At 37.9% G+C, this 17,164-nt stretch carries 19 protein-coding genes; 7 read left to right on the top strand and 12 right to left on the bottom strand.

Features of this window, described 5'->3' with window-relative positions; genetic code table 11:
* Nucleotides 1-143: 143 nt before the first annotated feature.
* The 4 genes from JEM65_RS11225 to JEM65_RS11210 form a co-directional block, all read right to left on the bottom strand.
* Entirely contained in the window at nucleotides 144-833 is a 690-nt protein-coding gene (locus tag JEM65_RS11225) for a haloacid dehalogenase type II (RefSeq protein ID WP_199599443.1), read from the bottom strand.
* Nucleotides 834-856: 23 nt separating this feature from the next.
* The gene (locus JEM65_RS11220; RefSeq protein ID WP_199599438.1) at nucleotides 857-1,504 is read right to left on the bottom strand and encodes a DsbA family oxidoreductase; all 648 of its coding nucleotides are present in this window, start codon (nucleotides 1,502-1,504) and stop codon (nucleotides 857-859) included.
* A gap of 71 nt (nucleotides 1,505-1,575) precedes the next feature.
* Nucleotides 1,576-2,139 (bottom strand): carboxymuconolactone decarboxylase family protein, encoded by a 564-nt coding sequence (locus JEM65_RS11215; protein ID WP_199599436.1) that lies wholly within the window; start codon nucleotides 2,137-2,139, stop codon nucleotides 1,576-1,578.
* 165 nt (nucleotides 2,140-2,304) lie between these two features.
* Nucleotides 2,305-2,865: a TetR/AcrR family transcriptional regulator gene (locus JEM65_RS11210; protein ID WP_199599434.1), complete on the bottom strand. Its 561-nt coding sequence runs from the start codon at nucleotides 2,863-2,865 to the stop codon at nucleotides 2,305-2,307.
* Nucleotides 2,866-3,127: 262 nt separating this feature from the next.
* On the opposite strand from JEM65_RS11210, the gene JEM65_RS11205 reads away from it, so the two are divergent.
* The 3 genes from JEM65_RS11205 (at nucleotide 3,128) to JEM65_RS11195 (ending at nucleotide 6,629) form a co-directional block, all read left to right on the top strand.
* Nucleotides 3,128-3,889, top strand: a complete 762-nt coding sequence (locus tag JEM65_RS11205; protein WP_199599432.1) for an alpha/beta hydrolase — start codon at nucleotides 3,128-3,130, stop codon at nucleotides 3,887-3,889.
* A 9-nt stretch (nucleotides 3,890-3,898) separates the two neighbouring features.
* Nucleotides 3,899-5,311, top strand: coding sequence for a leucyl aminopeptidase family protein (locus JEM65_RS11200; RefSeq protein WP_199599430.1), 1,413 nt, complete (start codon nucleotides 3,899-3,901; stop codon nucleotides 5,309-5,311).
* A 115-nt stretch (nucleotides 5,312-5,426) separates the two neighbouring features.
* Nucleotides 5,427-6,629, top strand: a complete 1,203-nt coding sequence (locus JEM65_RS11195) for an ATP-grasp domain-containing protein (protein WP_199599428.1) — start codon at nucleotides 5,427-5,429, stop codon at nucleotides 6,627-6,629.
* A gap of 523 nt (nucleotides 6,630-7,152) precedes the next feature.
* On the opposite strand, the gene JEM65_RS11190 is transcribed toward JEM65_RS11195, so the two are convergent.
* From JEM65_RS11190 to JEM65_RS11160, 7 genes are all read right to left on the bottom strand, one after another.
* On the bottom strand, nucleotides 7,153-7,374 hold the full coding sequence (locus tag JEM65_RS11190; protein ID WP_199599426.1) for a type II toxin-antitoxin system RelE/ParE family toxin: 222 nt from the start codon (nucleotides 7,372-7,374) through the stop codon (nucleotides 7,153-7,155).
* Nucleotides 7,362-7,544 (bottom strand): hypothetical protein, encoded by a 183-nt coding sequence (locus JEM65_RS11185; protein ID WP_199599425.1) that lies wholly within the window; start codon nucleotides 7,542-7,544, stop codon nucleotides 7,362-7,364. Before JEM65_RS11185 ends, JEM65_RS11190 begins: the two co-directional genes overlap by 13 nt.
* 188 nt (nucleotides 7,545-7,732) lie before the next feature.
* Nucleotides 7,733-8,932: a hypothetical protein gene (locus JEM65_RS11180; RefSeq protein WP_199599424.1), complete on the bottom strand. Its 1,200-nt coding sequence runs from the start codon at nucleotides 8,930-8,932 to the stop codon at nucleotides 7,733-7,735.
* Between the two features lie 4 nt (nucleotides 8,933-8,936).
* Nucleotides 8,937-9,755, bottom strand: coding sequence for a type 1 glutamine amidotransferase (locus JEM65_RS11175; protein WP_199599423.1), 819 nt, complete (start codon nucleotides 9,753-9,755; stop codon nucleotides 8,937-8,939).
* 10 nt (nucleotides 9,756-9,765) lie between these two features.
* Entirely contained in the window at nucleotides 9,766-10,860 is a 1,095-nt protein-coding gene (locus JEM65_RS11170) for a carboxylate-amine ligase (RefSeq protein ID WP_199599422.1), read from the bottom strand.
* Between the two features lie 82 nt (nucleotides 10,861-10,942).
* Nucleotides 10,943-11,905: an ATP-grasp domain-containing protein gene (locus JEM65_RS11165; RefSeq protein WP_199599421.1), complete on the bottom strand. Its 963-nt coding sequence runs from the start codon at nucleotides 11,903-11,905 to the stop codon at nucleotides 10,943-10,945.
* A gap of 24 nt (nucleotides 11,906-11,929) precedes the next feature.
* Nucleotides 11,930-12,634 (bottom strand): esterase family protein, encoded by a 705-nt coding sequence (locus JEM65_RS11160; RefSeq protein ID WP_199599420.1) that lies wholly within the window; start codon nucleotides 12,632-12,634, stop codon nucleotides 11,930-11,932.
* Between the two features lie 598 nt (nucleotides 12,635-13,232).
* Between JEM65_RS11160 and JEM65_RS11155 the strand changes: the two genes are divergently transcribed.
* The 4 genes from JEM65_RS11155 (at nucleotide 13,233) to JEM65_RS11140 (ending at nucleotide 15,989) form a co-directional block, all read left to right on the top strand.
* Nucleotides 13,233-13,439, top strand: a complete 207-nt coding sequence (locus tag JEM65_RS11155; protein WP_199599418.1) for a hypothetical protein — start codon at nucleotides 13,233-13,235, stop codon at nucleotides 13,437-13,439.
* A 75-nt stretch (nucleotides 13,440-13,514) separates the two neighbouring features.
* Nucleotides 13,515-14,834, top strand: coding sequence for a 2TM domain-containing protein (locus tag JEM65_RS11150; protein ID WP_199599416.1), 1,320 nt, complete (start codon nucleotides 13,515-13,517; stop codon nucleotides 14,832-14,834).
* A complete protein-coding gene (locus JEM65_RS11145; RefSeq protein ID WP_199599414.1) occupies nucleotides 14,834-15,148 on the top strand; it encodes a 2TM domain-containing protein in 315 nt (104 codons plus the stop codon). Before JEM65_RS11150 ends, JEM65_RS11145 begins: the two co-directional genes overlap by 1 nt.
* Nucleotides 15,149-15,233: 85 nt before the next feature.
* Complete coding sequence (locus JEM65_RS11140) at nucleotides 15,234-15,989, top strand: LytR/AlgR family response regulator transcription factor (protein WP_199599412.1); 756 nt, start codon at nucleotides 15,234-15,236, stop codon at nucleotides 15,987-15,989.
* Here JEM65_RS11140 and JEM65_RS11135 read toward each other — a convergent pair whose 3' ends face one another.
* Nucleotides 15,990-17,162, bottom strand: coding sequence for an LETM1-related biofilm-associated protein (locus JEM65_RS11135; protein WP_199599410.1), 1,173 nt, complete (start codon nucleotides 17,160-17,162; stop codon nucleotides 15,990-15,992).
* Nucleotides 17,163-17,164: the final 2 nt, after the last annotated feature.

The following is a 17,164-nucleotide window of genomic DNA, read 5'->3' as shown; positions in this document are numbered from 1 at the left end:
TAACAGTGATTGGGCAAATTTAATTTAGAATATCGATTGTTTATCAGTCAATTATAATCAAATCTTTGTTCCCCGCCTGACGGCAAGGGCAGGTTGATTCTATAAGCGCAGCGGTCTTAATTCTTTATCGGACAATAATAGATTTATTTGTAAGCTATTAGATGTTCTGCTATTTTTTTTAAGTCAGGCTCTGCCAATTCTGTTTGGGGAGCCAAAAGAAATGGTTGTTGTCCTGGTCGGCTAACAAATGCGGCTCGCCAACCCGCCCATAAGGCGCCAGCAACGTCCCAACCATGCGCTGCAATAAGCATACATTCTTCGGGTGTTGCATTCATTTTACGAGCTGCCCAGGCATAGGTGTCAGAAAAGGGTTTAAATTTTCCAACATCTTCCACACTCAAGCGTTCATCAAAAAAATCGGTGAGGCCCGCATATTCGAACTGGTTTTTTACGCCTTGATTGGAGGAGTTTGTAAAAGATACCAAAGTGTAGCCGGCATCTTTTAATGCGGCCAAAGCAGGTTTGACATCTGGATGTGCTGGTAAGGCGCTGAGCGATTTTCCAATGGTTTCCCGCGCGTGTTTTTCTGAAATGGTAATGCCGTTATTGGCCGCAACCATCTGTAAAGCAGCTGCGCCAATGTGTCCAAAATGCTCATAGTGTCCACTAGCGGAGGTCACTAACGAGTAATGTAACATCGTGGTAAACCATAAGGACAGTAAATCGTCTCTTCCATGTAACGCAGTGCTTACCGTAGCTTTCATTTCAGTAAGATCCAAGAGCGTTTCATTCACATCAAAGAATAAAACTTTAGGTCGGGTTTTTTCTAACATATGTATTCTTTTTTATGATCTTGTTATGACTCTTTAATAAGTTCAGACAGAACTTGTTTAAATACATCAACAGGTTGCGCACCTGTTACTGCACTTTTTCTATTAAAGACAATCGTGGGAACCGAAGTGACGCCTAATTGACGCCAAAATTCCTCAGCATTCTTTACCTCAGTACGGGACTTTTCATCCTCTAACTTTGTTAAAGCTTCATCAGCATTTAAGCCAGCATCCAATAAAATTTGTTTTAAAGCCATTCTGTCCGATACATCTTTTCGGTCACTAAAAAAGGCCCTAGTCAACAGCATTTTCAATTCGGTTTGCTTTCCGAATTGCTTGGCGTAATCCAATAATATATGAGCGTCTAATGTGTTTACAATGCGCATGTCATCAAAATAATCGAACTTAAAATCGACGTCTTCACCTGCAGCAACCATGTGTTGGTGTGATGCTATTTGCTGTTCTGAAGTAGACCCATATTTTTCGGCGAGATGTTCGTGTAGATTTTGCCCTTCCGCAGGCATGTCGGGATTTAACTCAAAGGGTTGCCATTCAATGTCTACCTGATCTTGAATGCCCAGATCTGTAATTGCTTTTTCTAAACGTTTGTATCCAATAGTACACCACGGACATACCACATCAGAAACGATATCTATTTTTAATTTTTCTTTCATGTTTTTTTGGTCTATTTACTATTAAACCTTCCGTAATTAAAACGGAAGGTTTGTTGTTGTGATTTGTAATCTTAGGAAACTTGATTTTCTTTAGACCACACAAATTTTTCAAAAGGCGCATCTACAGGTGTGTTGGCAATACGATTGGTGTAATTACTGATCACTTTTTGAGAAACTCCTAAAATGATATCCAATACCTGTCTTTCTTCGTACCCAGCGGCATAAAAAGTCTCTAATTCTTCAGGGCTAACGTGTCCGCGATTACGGACAAGGTTTAATGTCATGGTACGTAATGCTTCTAACTTTGAGTTTTCTAAAGGGGTTTCGTTGCGAAGCGCTTCTGTAATGGCATCGTCAACTTTCATCATTTTGGCAATTCCAGTATGCGCAGGAACACAGTAATGACAGGCATGTTCTACGTTAATAGTTTGCCACACCACGGTCAATTCGTCTTTATCAAAAGAAGAATCCGTAAACAATTTATGTATCGTTTGGTACGCTTCAAGAAGACCTGGAGATCCTGCCAATACACCGTGCAGACCTGGGATCATGCCATTTGCTTTTTGTGATTGTTCTAAGAAAGCTTTGCTGCCTTCTGGTGCAGTCTCGATATTGTGAATTTTTAAACTTGTCATAATTTTTAATTTTAATAATTAGTTGCAACGCAACTTTAGTTGAGTTGTTTGTTGTTAAACGCGGGTGAAAATCTATGAAATTTACTGCATTGTCTTTAAGGGTGACTGAGGATTCTTTGTTAGCTTTACGAGTAAACAATCCTTCATAAAGAACTTAAAAAACCGTTATATGTTTTTAAAAGTCATTTCTATATAATCTTTAATCTCTTGCTCGCTATTAACCCTCGTGGCAGCCGCTAAACCGTGTTTTGCCAATACCAGGAAGTTTGCTTCTTTTAAAATTGTGGCGTCATCTTTAGTAACATCCATTTTTAATTTTTCAATGAATGTGGTTTTTAGAGTATCCATAAACAAAATCATTTGTTCATTGATTAAGGCGTCTTCACGCTCTGAAAATTCATAATACGTATTGGTTATTAAACACCCTTTTAGCATGCCTTCTTTACCAATGTCAACAGAATCATAGAAGAACTGTTTGATGTCTTCCACACCGTTAGACGCAGTATTAAATTTTTCAAATATGGCGTTCACCTTGCTCTTGTATGCCTTTATACTTTCGAGGAAGACACCATGTTTACTGCCAAAACTAGAGTAAATAGAAAACTTATTAATGCCCATTTCCTTTTCTAGCATTTGCATGGATGTGTTTTCATAACCATAGCGCCAAAAAAGATTCATGGCTTTTTCGATGACTTCATCTTCTAAATATTCTTTTTTTCGTGCCATTGATTTTTAGTTCTTGCACAAAACTAAACGATTGGTTAGAAATAAAAAAAGATTTAACAAAGTTTTACTATATTCCTACTAATGTCATATCACCTAAAGGATATTAGTATCCTATTATGTATGGCTAAAACCGCTTTAAAATATTAATTAGTCAGCTATAAGTGTTCCGAAATGATCTACTCACGATAAATATAAAATCATAAATTCCAAGTTTATAAAACCATAAAACAGTAATTTCGCGCGTAAATAATTTTGACATTCAATGACGGATTTTAAACCTATTATAAAGGTTCTTGAAGAGGCTTATGAAATCCCGCATTTGCAGGCTACCAGAAAAATTTCAGCGTTGTTGCCCTACAATTACTATGAGACGGATAAGCACTTCCCTGTGCTTTATTTGCAGGATGGGCAGAACTTATTTAATCCCATGTCACCTTATGGAGATTGGGCTATAGACCAGTCTTTGGCTAAATTAGCAGAGCAGGGCCTGAGTGATATTATTGTTATTGCCATAGATCATGGTGAAGACGAACGCATCAGTGAATATTTGCCGTATTACCATCCTAGATATGGTGAGGGTAAAGGCAATTTCTACATTCAGTTTATCATTGAAAAATTAATTCCTTACATTAACACCAATTACAGAACGCTGCCTGATTTTCAAAATACTGGCATTGGTGGGAGTTCGTTGGGAGGGCTCATCAGCCTTCATGCGGGATTGTCAAATCCAGGGGTTTTTGGTAAAATGATGATCTTTTCGCCAAGTTTGTGGATCGCAAAAACAATTTTTAATCAAACGGAGTCATTTCGACCTTTACAGGAGTCTAAAATTTATCTGTATTCTGGCGGAAATGAGAGTGCAGAACATTTACCAAATGCCCAAAAACTTGAAGCTATTTTTAGAGAAAAAATGGTTGAAAACCATGCGATAGATTTTTATTTTTCAGTTAATGAAATAGGAAAGCATGCAGAAATTTATTGGAAACATGAGTTTCCGAAAGCTGTGAAATGGCTTTATTTTTAATTCGAAACTATGATTTTTAAACACGTTACCCAACTCAATATCCATCAAGACGTCATTGTGCCATGTCGAAAAGGGCAGTTGGACCATCTTAGCCAATATATCACGGTCAAGAATCCGGATTTTAATGGCGAATTTTCAACCGTCCAAATGCTTTACGGTGCAGAAGGCAATAGAGTATATCTATTAGGACAAGGAGAGGAGAAAGATGCCGTTAAAATTGATGACGCCTTTAGAAAACTTAGCTTCGATTATAAAAAATACTGGAAGCAACCCGTTCAACTTATCACAGAAGGTTTTTCTGACGCTGAACTTCGTAAAGTGGTGATTGGTCTAGAAATGTCGGCCTATACTATTGGCACTTTTAAATCTAAAAAGGAGCAGGAGAGTCCGATTACATTTGAAATTGTAAATTCTAAAGACGTGACCGCTCTCATCGAAGAATCACAAGCGATTGGAGCTACCATTAATAGAATTAAAACTTTAGTAGATGCTCCAGCGAACCAAAAAACGCCCGAGTTTTTAGGCCAATGGGCTCAAGCATCGGCGCATGATTCCAACTATACGTGTACAGTGTTGCATAAAAAAGAACTTAAAGCACAAGGGTTTCACGCCGTTATGGCCGTAGGACAGGGGAGTGTTAATCCGCCAGTCGTTATTGTTACCCAATATATGCCGAAAAAAGGCAAGGCCGTAGATATCGGTTTGGTAGGTAAAGGCATCACCTTTGATACGGGTGGTTTGTCAATTAAGCCCTCAACCAATCTTCATTATATGAAGAGCGACATGGGTGGCGCCGCTGTTGTTTTAGGTGTTGTTGAGCTGGTCGCCAAATTAAAACTTAATGTCAATGTTGTTGGGGTGGTCGCTTCCGCAGAAAATGCTGTGGACAGCAATAGTTACCGTCCTGGAGATGTTATTAATAGTTATTCAGGCAAAACCATTGAAATAATTGATACAGACGCTGAAGGTCGCTTGGTCTTAGCAGATGGTTTGAATTATATCATCAAGGAATTTCAACCCAAACAAGTGATTGATCTTGCTACCTTAACCGGGAGTGTGGTGCAAACTCTAGGCTATTCGGCTGCGGGCATGTTTACCAACAATACTCAGATGGCGCAGGACCTTTCAAAAATAGGTTTTGAAATTAATGAACGGGTATGGCCGTTGCCTCTGTTTTCTGACTTTGATAGTGATTTGCATAGCGACATTGCGGACCTCAGAAACTTTAGCGGGAAACCTATTGCAGGCGCTTCTACAGCAGCAAAGTTTTTAGAGGCATTTACAAAAGAGCATCAGGCATGGATGCATTTGGATATTGCAGGCGTATCGTTTGGCGACTCTCAGTATGCTAAAATGAAAAGTGCTAGTGGCTACGGCGTGCAATTAATGGTGAATTATATCAAATCTATTTCTGAGAACTAAGGGTTTATTTTGTATTTTGTGTAAGAATTAAGCTGAAGTAACCGTTGCTTCAGTTAAGGATTTTGAGTAGGGCAGCTTATTTAAAATCTTTGATCACTAAAAATTCCACCAAAATATGACCACAAAACGACCACTCAATTTTCTATGCGTTACTACGTATCATAAAGGCGCCGATTTTATTAAAAGCTGTAAAGCTGAAGGTAATAACGTGTATTTATTGACCAAAAAGAAATTGGAACATGAAGTTTGGCCCTGGGAAGCCATTGATGATGTGTTTTATGTGGAAAATTGGAATCAGAGTGATGTCACCAAAGGCATCGCCTATAAATTCAGGACGATAAAATTTGATCGGTTTGTGGCGTTGGATGATTTCGATGTAGAAAAAGTAGCACTTTTACGTGAACATTTCAGAATGCCTGGAATGGGCAGAACTACCTCACATTATTTTAGAGATAAACTGGCCATGCGCATGAAAGCGCAGGAAGAAGGGGTTAATGTACCTAAGTTTACGGCACTTTTTAATGATGTTGATATCAATGCTTATGCTGATAATGTGAGTCCACCGTGGTTCCTCAAACCGCGTTTGGAAGCCTCTGCAACCGGCATTAAGAAGATCAACAATCGCGAAGAACTTTGGCAAATAGTCAATGCGCTACAAGACGAACGTGACAATTATTTAATTGAAAAGTTTGCACCAGGCGATGTGTACCACGTAGATAGTTTAACGGTTGATGGAAACGTCATATTTTCCAGAGTGAGCAAATATTTGGACACGCCGTTTGAAGTCGCTCATGGCGGCGGTGTCTTCAGATCTGCTACTTGCAAAATTGGCACTAAAATCGAAAAGGCTTTAACAAAAATGAATGCTGAGGTCATGACCGCTTTCGGCATGCAGTTTGGTGCATCACATACGGAGTTTATTGAATCTAAAGACACGGGCGAATTGTTCTTTCTGGAAACATCTTCACGAGTGGGAGGGGCCAATTTAGCGGAAATGGTGGAGTTGGCATCGGGCATCAACTTGTGGGAAGAATGGGCACGTATCGAATCTGCAACCTTAAGAAAGGAAGGGTATACCTTGCCTAAAGTCAAAAATCAATATGCGGGTATCGTGGTGTCCTTAAGTAAATTTGAAAATCCTGATACGTCAAGTTTCAATGATCCGGAAATTGCATGGCGTATGCATAAGAAATGGCACATCGGCATGATTGTAGTTTCTGAGAGTGCGGATCGGGTGATGGAGTTATTGGATGATTATACCCAACGTATAGCGACGGATTTTCATGCGAGTATTCCGGCACCGGATAGGAGTTTGTGATTTAGGATAGAACACTGACGACGCGGATTTGGCTGATTTTCGCTGGATTTTTTTTAATAAAACATAACTAATCCTCATGGTATATACCATTAAGCAAATTAAAAAATAATGAAAAGATTTTGTGAAAGATTTCCGAGCGAGTATTCTGGGATTGGATAAGAGTTTGTGATTCTGGATAGAACGCTGACCACGCGGATTTGGCTGATTTTCGCTGGATTTTTTTTGATTAAACATAACTAATCCGCATGGTATGTGATAGATTTCCGAGCGAGTATTACGGCGCCGGAAAAGAGTTTGTAATATAGAACACAGACCTGCCCGTCCGTTCAGGCGGGTGACGCGGATTGTTTATGATTTTTACTGATGTTTTTTTTAAACTCTAATCTTAAATGCTTTATGTTGCCCGCCTGAACAAACGGGCAGCGCTCTAACACTGAGTATTCATTTTTAAAGGATTCTATTCTCGAGATTTCTGGCAGAATGATGGACGGTTAAAATGTCTACCCGTGATGGACTGACAACTTTATAAATAAATTCTATAATTGCCTTCAATTAATTCTCTTGTATGTTGTTTGTTTATTTCGGGAACGATCTTTCCAGAATAAATTTGAGAATGTAAAATCTTCGTACGTTTCTTGATTCTTATAACTTGAAGCTTCGCATAGTTGTTAGAATCTTTTGAAATGTAATCAAAAACAGCTCTTAAATCAGCTACAGCTTGATGGGTCCAATTTATTTGAACCATTTTTCTAGCTCACTATTTAACTCAGATTCAGAAACATAATTCCCGCTTTCAGACTGTTGGTAGCCGCTCTCGATTTTTTCAATTAAGATTAACCGCTCAACGAGTTCATCAATAGTAAACTCTTCAGGTAAATGTTCGATCTGTTCTTTTAATTTTGTCTTTGTAATCATCACACAAGATTGAAATCTAATATACAAAATTATTAATGTGGTCTATTTAAAAAGGGAATTTACTTTGTAATCCGATGGAACGCGGATGACGCTGATTTAGCTGATTTTCGCAGATTTCTATTTGTAAATCAGTGAAAATCATAAACAATCTGTGTTATCAGCGTTCAATCAACATCGTTCCAAACAACTCACGGCTCAAAAAAACCTGTGCTGCCACCAACCCAAGTTTTATCCTTGTTGTATTTTACACCCACCATTTCGCCTTTACTTAGTCGCATCAAATTACTGACAATCTGAGTTTGATTAGTTTTGCTGTTATGGAGTAACATCATACGAATCTCACATTTTGCCGGTTCATCCATCGTTTGGATGATAGGCGCATAGGCTACTTTTTCTTGTAATAGGTAATTGGATTTATCTTTAACAGCGTCAATCATTGCTTTATCAACATGTATTTCAACGCCAGCACCCGCGAAAGAATAGAGCGGTTTTAAAACATAATTTTCTAAATCTGTCGGGATGTTTTCGAGTTTGTCCAAGTAATAGGATTTCGGTACATAATCACCTTTTAACAACGGCATCGTGTACTTGCTAATTCTGAAAAACCAATTTGGGTGGCCAATCCACTCAATATCCACCTCGTCTTTAAAATCAAATTCCCGGTCTAAATCAGGCCGTTGGTCCAACTCGTCAAAAATGATGCGATTATAAATCTTTAAGACTCGAATTTCTTCGCCATTATCGTCCACATAAAACAATTGTTTTCCTCTTTTGATCAGTTTGGTAATGCACAACACTTTAATTCCTAGTAAAGCTTCCGTCGCATAAAAGTCGATGGCCGTAGCTTGCTTATCCGGTTCAATTTCTAAAAGGATAACCTGTTTAGGATCTGCGTCTCCAACAATCTCAGTGCGTAACAGTTCAAGATACTCCTGAGAGGTTAGTGCGTTGAGGTGTTGTGAAAAATCATGAGGTATAGAATCGTAATGTTTGCGATACATCCTGCCCATCAATTCCTGAAAAAAGTAAAGTGACGGGAACCCTTGCAGTTCGATTAGTTTTGGGGTGAGTTGCCCGTTTTCATCTAAACACACCCCAAAATCCAATTGTAAAAATTTAGAATGCGCATCTTCATTGGGTACTTTCATACGTTCATTAAAAAACGCACCTTCAGTCAAATCTTTAAAATTAGGCTGATTGATGACTTTCATGATGTCCTCACAGGCCTCAATCAACTGCTGTTTTAATACTTTGGGAATAAAAACAGGCGTTTCTGCGATTTTAAATTTAGTTGTATAATTGAATTCCGAATTGATATCTGCCAACATGCCAGCATATTTTTCTAAAGTAAATTGCGCGTTGAATGCTTGGCGTAGGGAGGTAATCATAATGTTATGAGATTAATTCTGGTGACAATTGTTTAATGGCGCTTGCGATAAATTTTGGGAGGATGATTTTATGGGTTTTTATGATTTTATCCGGATCGTCCATTTTATCCATCATGTCATCATATTTTTCTTCGCCAAAATTGGCAAAGACTTTGTGTTTGTTGGCGTCGGCTAGAAAATGGGCTCTCATTCCGATAGGATCCGCTTCCGGATGAAATTGCGTACCTACAAATTCGTTAGAAAACCGCACCGCCATAATGGCGCGTTCATAACTGACGTGGCTCCGCAGTTTTTCTAAGCTTAAAATGGAGGCACCATGCTCCTTAAAGACTTTTAATCTGGGTTGTACCAACTGCCAATCTCTAGAATCTACAGCGTAAAACGGATCGTCCAAGCCTTCTAAAAGAGGGTCTGTTAATCCCGCTTTTGTTTTATGAATTGGCAAAACCCCAAAGGAGGTGCTTCGTCTTGGCCGCATTTCTCCCAATTTAAAATAATCACACACCACTTGAAATGAGTAGCAAATTAAGAACATATATTTCTTTTGATCTGATGAAGTCTTGTTGAAATCCCACAAGTCTTGAACCAAATTCAGATAGGGAATCCGCCATGGGCCATCTTCTAATGGACTGTCCGGGCCGCCGCTAGAAATATAAATATCATAAGAACTGTCTGGCAATTCATCTGCTCCTCTCACATTAAATATGGTATACGCAACTTCATCTTCAAAACCTCTCACAATATCAACAATACAACGCAAGCCTTGGTTGGGCTGGTTGTTGTTCATATCGAGAATGGCTACTTTTATCTTTTCTTTAAGCATGTATATTTTTCTAAGTTCCGAGAACGGTCTGCGCGATAATATAATCGACCACTTTATTCAAATCCTTGGTGTCTTCATAAACTGCAAGTTGTCTATCTGCTCCCGTTCCGTTAACTAACATAGTCTTAATATGTTCTATTTCCTTACGGGATCCGAGCTCATCCACCACATCATCAACAAATTCAAGTAATTCGAGCATTAATTCTTTGGTGGGTACTTCACATTCCTTGCCAAAATCAATCATTTTGCCATCGAGTCCGTATCTGCTGGCACGCCATTTATTCTCATTAATTAAGGCACGATGGTAGAGCATAAAATTAAGATTTTGGGTTCTTAATTTGTGCAACTTGGCAACCAAAGCTTGAATTAATGCGGCAATACTCAAGGTTTCTTCAATGGTCATTGGCACGTCACAAATACGCACTTCAACCGTTGGAAAAACCGGATGGATGCGTATGTCCCACCATATTTTCTTCGGATTGTCAATACACTTTGTTTTAATCAGGATGTCGATATAATGCTCATATTCCGCCACGGTCTGAAAAACCCCAGGAATGCCTGTTCTCGGGAATTTATCAAATATTTTTGACCGGAACGATTTAAAACCTGTATTTCGGCCTTCCCAAAATGGTGAATTGGTGGATAAAGCGTATAAATGCGGTAAGAAATAGCGCATGGCGTTGGTTAAATGCAACGCCAATTGTTTGTCTTCAATACCGATATGTACATGAAGGCCAAAGATTAAATTAGAGCGGGCGGTATCTTGAAGTTCATTTACAATCTCATCATAGCGTGGATTAGGAGTCATGAGTTGTGTTTCCCATTTTGTAAACGGATGGGTGCCCGCTGCGCCAATCTTAAATCCTAAAGTGCCTGCAATATCTGAAATAGACTTTCGCAAGTGCGTCAGCTCCGTTCGGGCTTCAGTGATGTCATTACAGATATTGGTGCCAACTTCCACAACAGCCTGGTGCATCTCAGCTTTTACCTGCTCATTTAGGAGCTTGGCGGCTTCAGATACAATTTGCTGATCATGGGATATTAATTCTCGTGTTTTCGGACAGATGACTTGGTATTCTTCTTCAATGCCTAAGGTGAATTTCATAAGTTACAATTGGTTTTTAGACTACTACTGCAAAGTTGACTTTTGATCTTTAAAACTATAAACTTCAGAGATCAGGTGATCTTTATTTATAGGTGGTTTTTTTACCGGTAATTTGGTCTTTAACAAAGGTGCCCCAAGTGAGGTTCATCTTGTCTTTCTTGAATTTCTTAGCCTTTGCAATGGCCATATTCGCTGCGTTTTCAACAATCCAATCAAAGTTATCCTGACCCACAGAATTGACATCAGCATCAGGCGCCGGATTGCAAAAATCAATAGCATACGGAATGCCGTCGCGTACCGCAAACTCTACGGTGTTAAAGTCGTAACCCAAGGCTTTGTTCAGTCGGATAGAGTATTTTTTAATCAAATCTAAGAGCTCTTGTTTTACAGGCGGTCCGTCAATTACGTAGCGTAAATGATGCGGATTTCGTGGTTCATATTGCATGATATGTACGTTGTCAGTATCTAAGACATAACATCTAAAATATTCTGTAAAATTGATTTCTTCCTGCAACATCATCACCAAATTTTCTGTTTCGCCGTGTTTTTTCCACAAATCTTGCGAATTTTCAACGCGATAGACACTTTTCCAGCCACCCCCATCGTGAGGTTTCATATAGGCAGGAAAACCGATGGTCTCGAACATATGTTCCCAAGCAAATGGGAATTTCATATTTCTGAAAGAATTTTCATCAGTATCTGGCGGGCGGTGGGAAGAAGGTAGAATGAACGTTTTTGGTACAGGAACACCTACTTTTTCTGCCAAGGCATTATTGAAGAATTTTTCGTCAGCACTCCACCAAAACGGATTGTTGATCACGGCCGTTCCAGAAATGGCTGCGTTTTTTAAATAGGCGCGATAAAACGGAACGTCCTGTGATATTCTGTCAATAATCACGGCGTAATCTGTAGGTTTTGCCTGTTCTACCATATCAATAGAAACGGCTTCAGCCATAATATTTTTTACTTTCTTTTCGTTGACGCGATCTATAAAGGCCTGTGGGAATGTGTTTTCTTTTCCGAATAGGATGCCAATTTTTTTCATATGTATAAATTTTACTTGTCTATTTTAAAGTTTTGAAAGGTATTCAGGAAACATATCCCGCCATAGCGGCCAATCGTGTTTTGCCCATTTACGAACGTCATACCAAAAGGGGATATTCTTGTCTCTGAGTATTTGTGCCATTTTCTCATTGGCTTCTAAACAAATATCCCATTCGCCTACACCAAGAATGATTTTCATCTTCCATAAATCAGGATGATTATTTCCGGGTAAAAAATCGATGGGATTATTGAAAAACACGTTGTTATCATAATGACCCTCCACAAACGATTTGATGTCAAACGCTCCACTCATACTAAACATATGACTCACTTTTTCAGGATGCTTAAACGCAAAATTTGAGGCTTGATAGCCTCCAAAACTCGGTCCCGCCACAGCCACTTTTGGTAAGTTTTTTTCGTGGCAAATAGGATTGACCACTTCATTCATAATAAATTGGTCGTACCATTCGTGGTTTTTTGCGCGTTGCGACGGATGGATCTTTTTGTTATACCAACTTAGTTCATTAATACCATCAGGGCAGTAAATTTGAACTTTTCCTTGTTCAACAAACCATCGGACAGACTCTATAAGTTTCATGTCTTTACATTCATTGTGCTTACCCATGGTTGTTGGAAACAGTATCACGGGATACCCGGCATGTCCAAAAACGAGCATTTCTATATCCTTACTAAGGGTTGGCGAGTGCCACTTGTGGTGGTGTTCTTTCAATATATAAGGTGTTTAATTATAAAGTGTCGTGGTAAAATTAGTAACGGACGCTGAGTTCTATCAAAAATATAGTACGTTCTGTTTCTAAATCATCAGTGTCCGGTAAAACACGTAAAAAGTTTGCAAACTCTATAAAAGCATGACCTGGTTCGATATCTTAAAAATGACACCTTGTTTTCCAAGACCAATTTCACTAATAGTGATTGGGCAGATTTGATGTAGATAACGATTGTTTATCAGTCAGTTATAATTAAATCTTTGTTCTTTGTTCTATAAGCGCAGCGGTCTTAATTCTTTATCGGACAATAATATTTCTAAATATAAACGGGTACAACAATATACTTTTTTAAATTATAAAAGCCATAAAATAGTGTGATATTCTTAAATTTTTAAGAAGTAGATAAGTTAGGACGTGTAACCTTGGTTTTTTGCAAGCTTTTATGTGATTAAATACCTATTATACGCAATTGGCTGCTGCAGGATGGTTTGATTTACAATGACAGCTCAGTCCTACAATTCAACAACTCAGTTATCTATTTTTTTAAAATCGGAATTACTCAGAGATATTTGTAACTATAAATCATTAAATCAAACCCTTATGAAACATTTAATAATTATCATCGTAGTATTTGTTACCGGATTGGCGTCAGCACAACACAATCCTAATAGGTCAATTCTGGAAGCAGTTAAACTCAGTAAAGACAATCTAAAGAGTGATGGAGAACAGATTTTTGAATTCATATCAGATTCTGATTTTAACAATCGGGAACTGGAACTCAGGAACAACCGATGCTCTGTTTTGTGAGGGAATAAAAAATTCCTTAAAACTTTTCCCTAATTTTAAACCTTAAGTTCCATAAGCACCATCAAGAATTAACCTATGAAGAATATCCTCCTTACCTTTTTTATTGGTTGTGCAGTTTTTGTAGCGGGAAATGTGCTTAATAATGGTTTTCAATTTGAAAGTTTTAATGAATTTTTAGAGATTTTCAGCTTCTACCAACTGTATAGTTTTTTATTGGGCTACTCAAACTATTATTATTTCGCTTATCTAGAAAAGTTAACATGGACACGGGAAGAACGATTTAAAAGGATTGCTATTGGAATTATCGGGTCTGTGGTAATTACCATGATAGGGCTAGTAATTCTAAACGGATTGCAATATGTAATTTACCATGGTTCGTCTGTTTCTGATTTCTTGCAGGCACAACGTTGGAATAACTATAGTTTTGGACTGTGGATTACATTGACTATCGTGATTATATTTCATGTGGTGTATTTCTATAACCGCTATCAACAGAATAAGATTAAAGAACAAAAAGTCATTGCCAATACGGCCAGTGCACAATTTGAAAGTCTGAAAAATCAAATTGACCCACATTTTTTGTTCAACAGCTTGAATGTGCTGACCTCTTTGATTGAAGAGAATCCCGGAAATGCGCAACGATTTACCGTATCACTCTCAAAAATATACCGCTATGTTTTGGAACAAAAGGATAAGGAATTGGTTACGGTAGCAGAAGAGTTGGAGTTTGCAAAAATCTATATGAATTTGCTGAAAATGCGCTTTGAGAACAGTATCAATTTTGAAATCCCAGAAGATTTTAATAAAGAAGAGGCTAAGGTCGTACCCTTGTCTTTGCAACTACTTTTGGAAAATACCATCAAGCATAATACGGTAAGTGAATCAAAACCCTTGCACATCAGCATCACAGTGGAAGACAACTATCTGGTAGTGAAGAATAATTTACAGAAAAAAGAAGTGCTTCAACAAAGGAAAGGTGTAGGACTTCAAAATATTGTCAATAGATATGGTATTCTAACCAAACGACCAGTGCTGATTGACGAATCGGCTGCCTTTTTTAAAGTGAAAATACCCATATTAACCAAACAAACTTTAATCATGAAAACAAAATATTTATATAACGAACAAGAGGCGTATCACCGGGCAAAAAAGAGAGTGGAAGACCTTAAAGGCTTCTTCGGTAATTTAGTGTCATACTGTGTGGTCATCCCATTTTTAATTTTCATAAACTATAAAACCTCATGGAATTATCAATGGTTCTGGTTCCCTATGTTAGGATGGGGAATGGGCATCATCTTTCATGCCTTTGGAGTATTTGGTTATGGTAAAGAGTGGGAAGAACGAAAAATAAAAGAAATTCTAGAAAAGGAACAAAACACAAAAACATGGAACTAATGGAACCGAATTATTTTGAAAAGGAACGATATGACAGAGCGAAGAAACGCGTTAAGAGAATCAGCGGGTTTTATAGTCACCTTCTGGTTTATTTAGTCATCAATTTAATGCTTGTTATCATAAACATCCAGCAATTGGACACTGGTGAAAGTTATTTTCAATGGCAGAATTTTACCACGCTGTTTTTCTGGGGCATTGGTCTTTTAGCACACGGACTGTCAGTTTTTATGCCGTATATTATATGGGGTAAAAATTGGGAAGAACGGAAAATTAAAGAATTGATGGAAAAAGAACGCAACAGTAAATGGGAGTAATGCTTGAACAGGTGCCATCACCTCCATGGAAACTTTTTCAACATCTCTTAATACTCAATTCTCATTACTTAATACTGAACACAGAATGAACGTAATTATCATAGAAGACGAAAAACCATCGGCAAGACGTTTGCAAAGGATGTTGGGCAAGTTAGAGGTTGAAGCACATACCATGTTGCACTCCGTAGAAGAATCTATTGCCTGGTTTTCTGAACACACCCATCCTGATTTGATATTTCTCGACATTCAGTTGAGTGATGGGCTGTCTTTTGAGATTTTTGAGGCCTTAGAAATCAATTCTGCCATCATTTTTACCACCGCCTATGATGCCTACGCGTTACAGGCGTTTAAGTTGAACAGTATTGATTACTTGTTGAAGCCAATTGATGAAGATGACCTTGCCAAGGCCGTTACAAAATATAAGATGCGAGTGCCAGCACAAAAACAAGTCGTATTAGATTTTAACGATATCCGAAAAATGTTGGTCAATCCATTAGATAGGTCCTACAAAAAACGATTTTCGGTTAAAGTGGGACAGCACCTTAAATTGATTGCGACAGAAGACATTGAATGTTTTTATAGTGAAAATAAAGGCACTTATGCGTATACACGTGATGGCAGAAACTATCTTTTAGATGTGAGTTTAGAACAGTTGGAGCCTGATTTGGAGCCTACGGTCTTTTTTAGAGTCAGTAGAAAATTCTATGTCAATATTGATGCCATAAAGGATATGATCAGTTATACCAACTCACGTCTTCAAATTAAATTGAATACCTATAAAGACCAAGATGTTATTGTGGCAAGAGAACGCGTTAAAGATTTTAAGGATTGGTTAGAGTAGCTATTCATCAATTCTATTTTCATCAAATGCCGATGGTAATAGTTTAGGGATAAATTTGATAAATAAGGGCAGTAAAATAGCGCCACCAGGTAACATGAAAATGGCCAAACTTGGTATGGATTTGAAAATATCCATCAATTGTGCCTGAACTTTTTTATGCTCTGCAGCGGTCAGTTCTCTTTTGGTGGACTTTGTTAAAAGCACCATTAATTCTTTACTTTCTTTAAGTTCTTGCAGTAAGCGCTTACTATTTCTGCTGATCAACTTCATGACCATTTTGCTAGAATTATCATAGAAGCTCTGTACAAAATTTTTGGAACCTAAGGCTGCAATACTGCTCTTGTTAGAACTGTAAAACACGTCAATATCTAAAATTGATCGATTTAATACGTCCAATTCAAGTTCTAAATGGTCACAAAATTGGGCCAAAAATTTATTTTCACTCTTATCCACTACATTATCGGTCCATGAGGCCATACAGGCAATGTCAATAATATACCGTTTTTCTAAAGAGGTTTTAAGCGTGGCAATGGCATCTCCATAGTCTAGAGGAGCATTAGTATGATAGCGCCTAGACTGCTTGAGTAATTTGGTTAAACTATTGTCATACTTACTTTTTTGTAGTTTGGATTCAAAAACTTCAATCACAATAGTTTCAATAGACGTTTCTATGTCTTGCAAATATTTATCTGATACGGTATTGGTGTCTAAAAACTTTTGGTAAGCCAATACGTCCACAAACAAAAGGGCATTGGTAATAAAGTAATTAAAGTTTTTGGTAAAAATATTGTCATCAATATGGATGCGTTTATCAATGAGGTCTTCTAATAAGGAGGCAGATTTCTTTTTTCCCAATATTGAATGGAAAATGGAGGCTTTGCTTACCGTAATGGCGCCATAAAAGTTAATTACTGTATCGATAAATTTTTCTTCGGAAGGATTTCTTTTATAGACATATAAAAACGCCAAAATCAAATTGACCTTGCACAATTCTTCATCGGTTAAATCCTTTTTTGGGACGGCGTTGCTCACGGCAGCTATATTGCTGCCATAAATAAATCCACAGTGTTTAAGGTCTTGATAAAAGCTTTCAAGAGGGCTGTCAAAAAAGCCTGCATCAGCAGAAACTTCTTTTAGTAATTTTTTAATCCAACCAGAGGCAGAGGGATTCATAG

This window comes from Gelidibacter salicanalis, from assembly GCF_016469035.1.
GTDB classification, from domain to species: domain Bacteria; phylum Bacteroidota; class Bacteroidia; order Flavobacteriales; family Flavobacteriaceae; genus Gelidibacter; species Gelidibacter salicanalis_A.
The sequence above is the reverse complement of the archived record's forward strand: the minus strand, read 5'-3'. Positions and strand labels throughout refer to the sequence as shown.

Excerpts from the sequence above, each read along its gene's own strand:
- JEM65_RS11225 (WP_199599443.1), bottom strand. The coding sequence starts at position 833 with ATGTTAGAAAAAACCCGACCTAAAGTTTTATTCTTTGATGTGAATGAA.
- JEM65_RS11220 (WP_199599438.1), bottom strand. The coding sequence starts at position 1,504 with ATGAAAGAAAAATTAAAAATAGATATCGTTTCTGATGTGGTATGTCCG.
- JEM65_RS11215 (WP_199599436.1), bottom strand. The coding sequence starts at position 2,139 with ATGACAAGTTTAAAAATTCACAATATCGAGACTGCACCAGAAGGCAGC.
- JEM65_RS11210 (WP_199599434.1), bottom strand. The coding sequence starts at position 2,865 with ATGGCACGAAAAAAAGAATATTTAGAAGATGAAGTCATCGAAAAAGCC.
- JEM65_RS11205 (WP_199599432.1), top strand. The coding sequence starts at position 3,128 with ATGACGGATTTTAAACCTATTATAAAGGTTCTTGAAGAGGCTTATGAA.
- JEM65_RS11200 (WP_199599430.1), top strand. The coding sequence starts at position 3,899 with ATGATTTTTAAACACGTTACCCAACTCAATATCCATCAAGACGTCATT.
- JEM65_RS11195 (WP_199599428.1), top strand. The coding sequence starts at position 5,427 with ATGACCACAAAACGACCACTCAATTTTCTATGCGTTACTACGTATCAT.
- JEM65_RS11190 (WP_199599426.1), bottom strand. The coding sequence starts at position 7,374 with ATGGTTCAAATAAATTGGACCCATCAAGCTGTAGCTGATTTAAGAGCT.
- JEM65_RS11185 (WP_199599425.1), bottom strand. The coding sequence starts at position 7,544 with ATGATTACAAAGACAAAATTAAAAGAACAGATCGAACATTTACCTGAA.
- JEM65_RS11180 (WP_199599424.1), bottom strand. The coding sequence starts at position 8,932 with ATGATTACCTCCCTACGCCAAGCATTCAACGCGCAATTTACTTTAGAA.
- JEM65_RS11175 (WP_199599423.1), bottom strand. The coding sequence starts at position 9,755 with ATGCTTAAAGAAAAGATAAAAGTAGCCATTCTCGATATGAACAACAAC.
- JEM65_RS11170 (WP_199599422.1), bottom strand. The coding sequence starts at position 10,860 with ATGAAATTCACCTTAGGCATTGAAGAAGAATACCAAGTCATCTGTCCG.
- JEM65_RS11165 (WP_199599421.1), bottom strand. The coding sequence starts at position 11,905 with ATGAAAAAAATTGGCATCCTATTCGGAAAAGAAAACACATTCCCACAG.
- JEM65_RS11155 (WP_199599418.1), top strand. The coding sequence starts at position 13,233 with ATGAAACATTTAATAATTATCATCGTAGTATTTGTTACCGGATTGGCG.
- JEM65_RS11150 (WP_199599416.1), top strand. The coding sequence starts at position 13,515 with ATGAAGAATATCCTCCTTACCTTTTTTATTGGTTGTGCAGTTTTTGTA.
- JEM65_RS11145 (WP_199599414.1), top strand. The coding sequence starts at position 14,834 with ATGGAACCGAATTATTTTGAAAAGGAACGATATGACAGAGCGAAGAAA.
- JEM65_RS11140 (WP_199599412.1), top strand. The coding sequence starts at position 15,234 with ATGAACGTAATTATCATAGAAGACGAAAAACCATCGGCAAGACGTTTG.
- JEM65_RS11135 (WP_199599410.1), bottom strand. The coding sequence starts at position 17,162 with ATGAATCCCTCTGCCTCTGGTTGGATTAAAAAATTACTAAAAGAAGTT.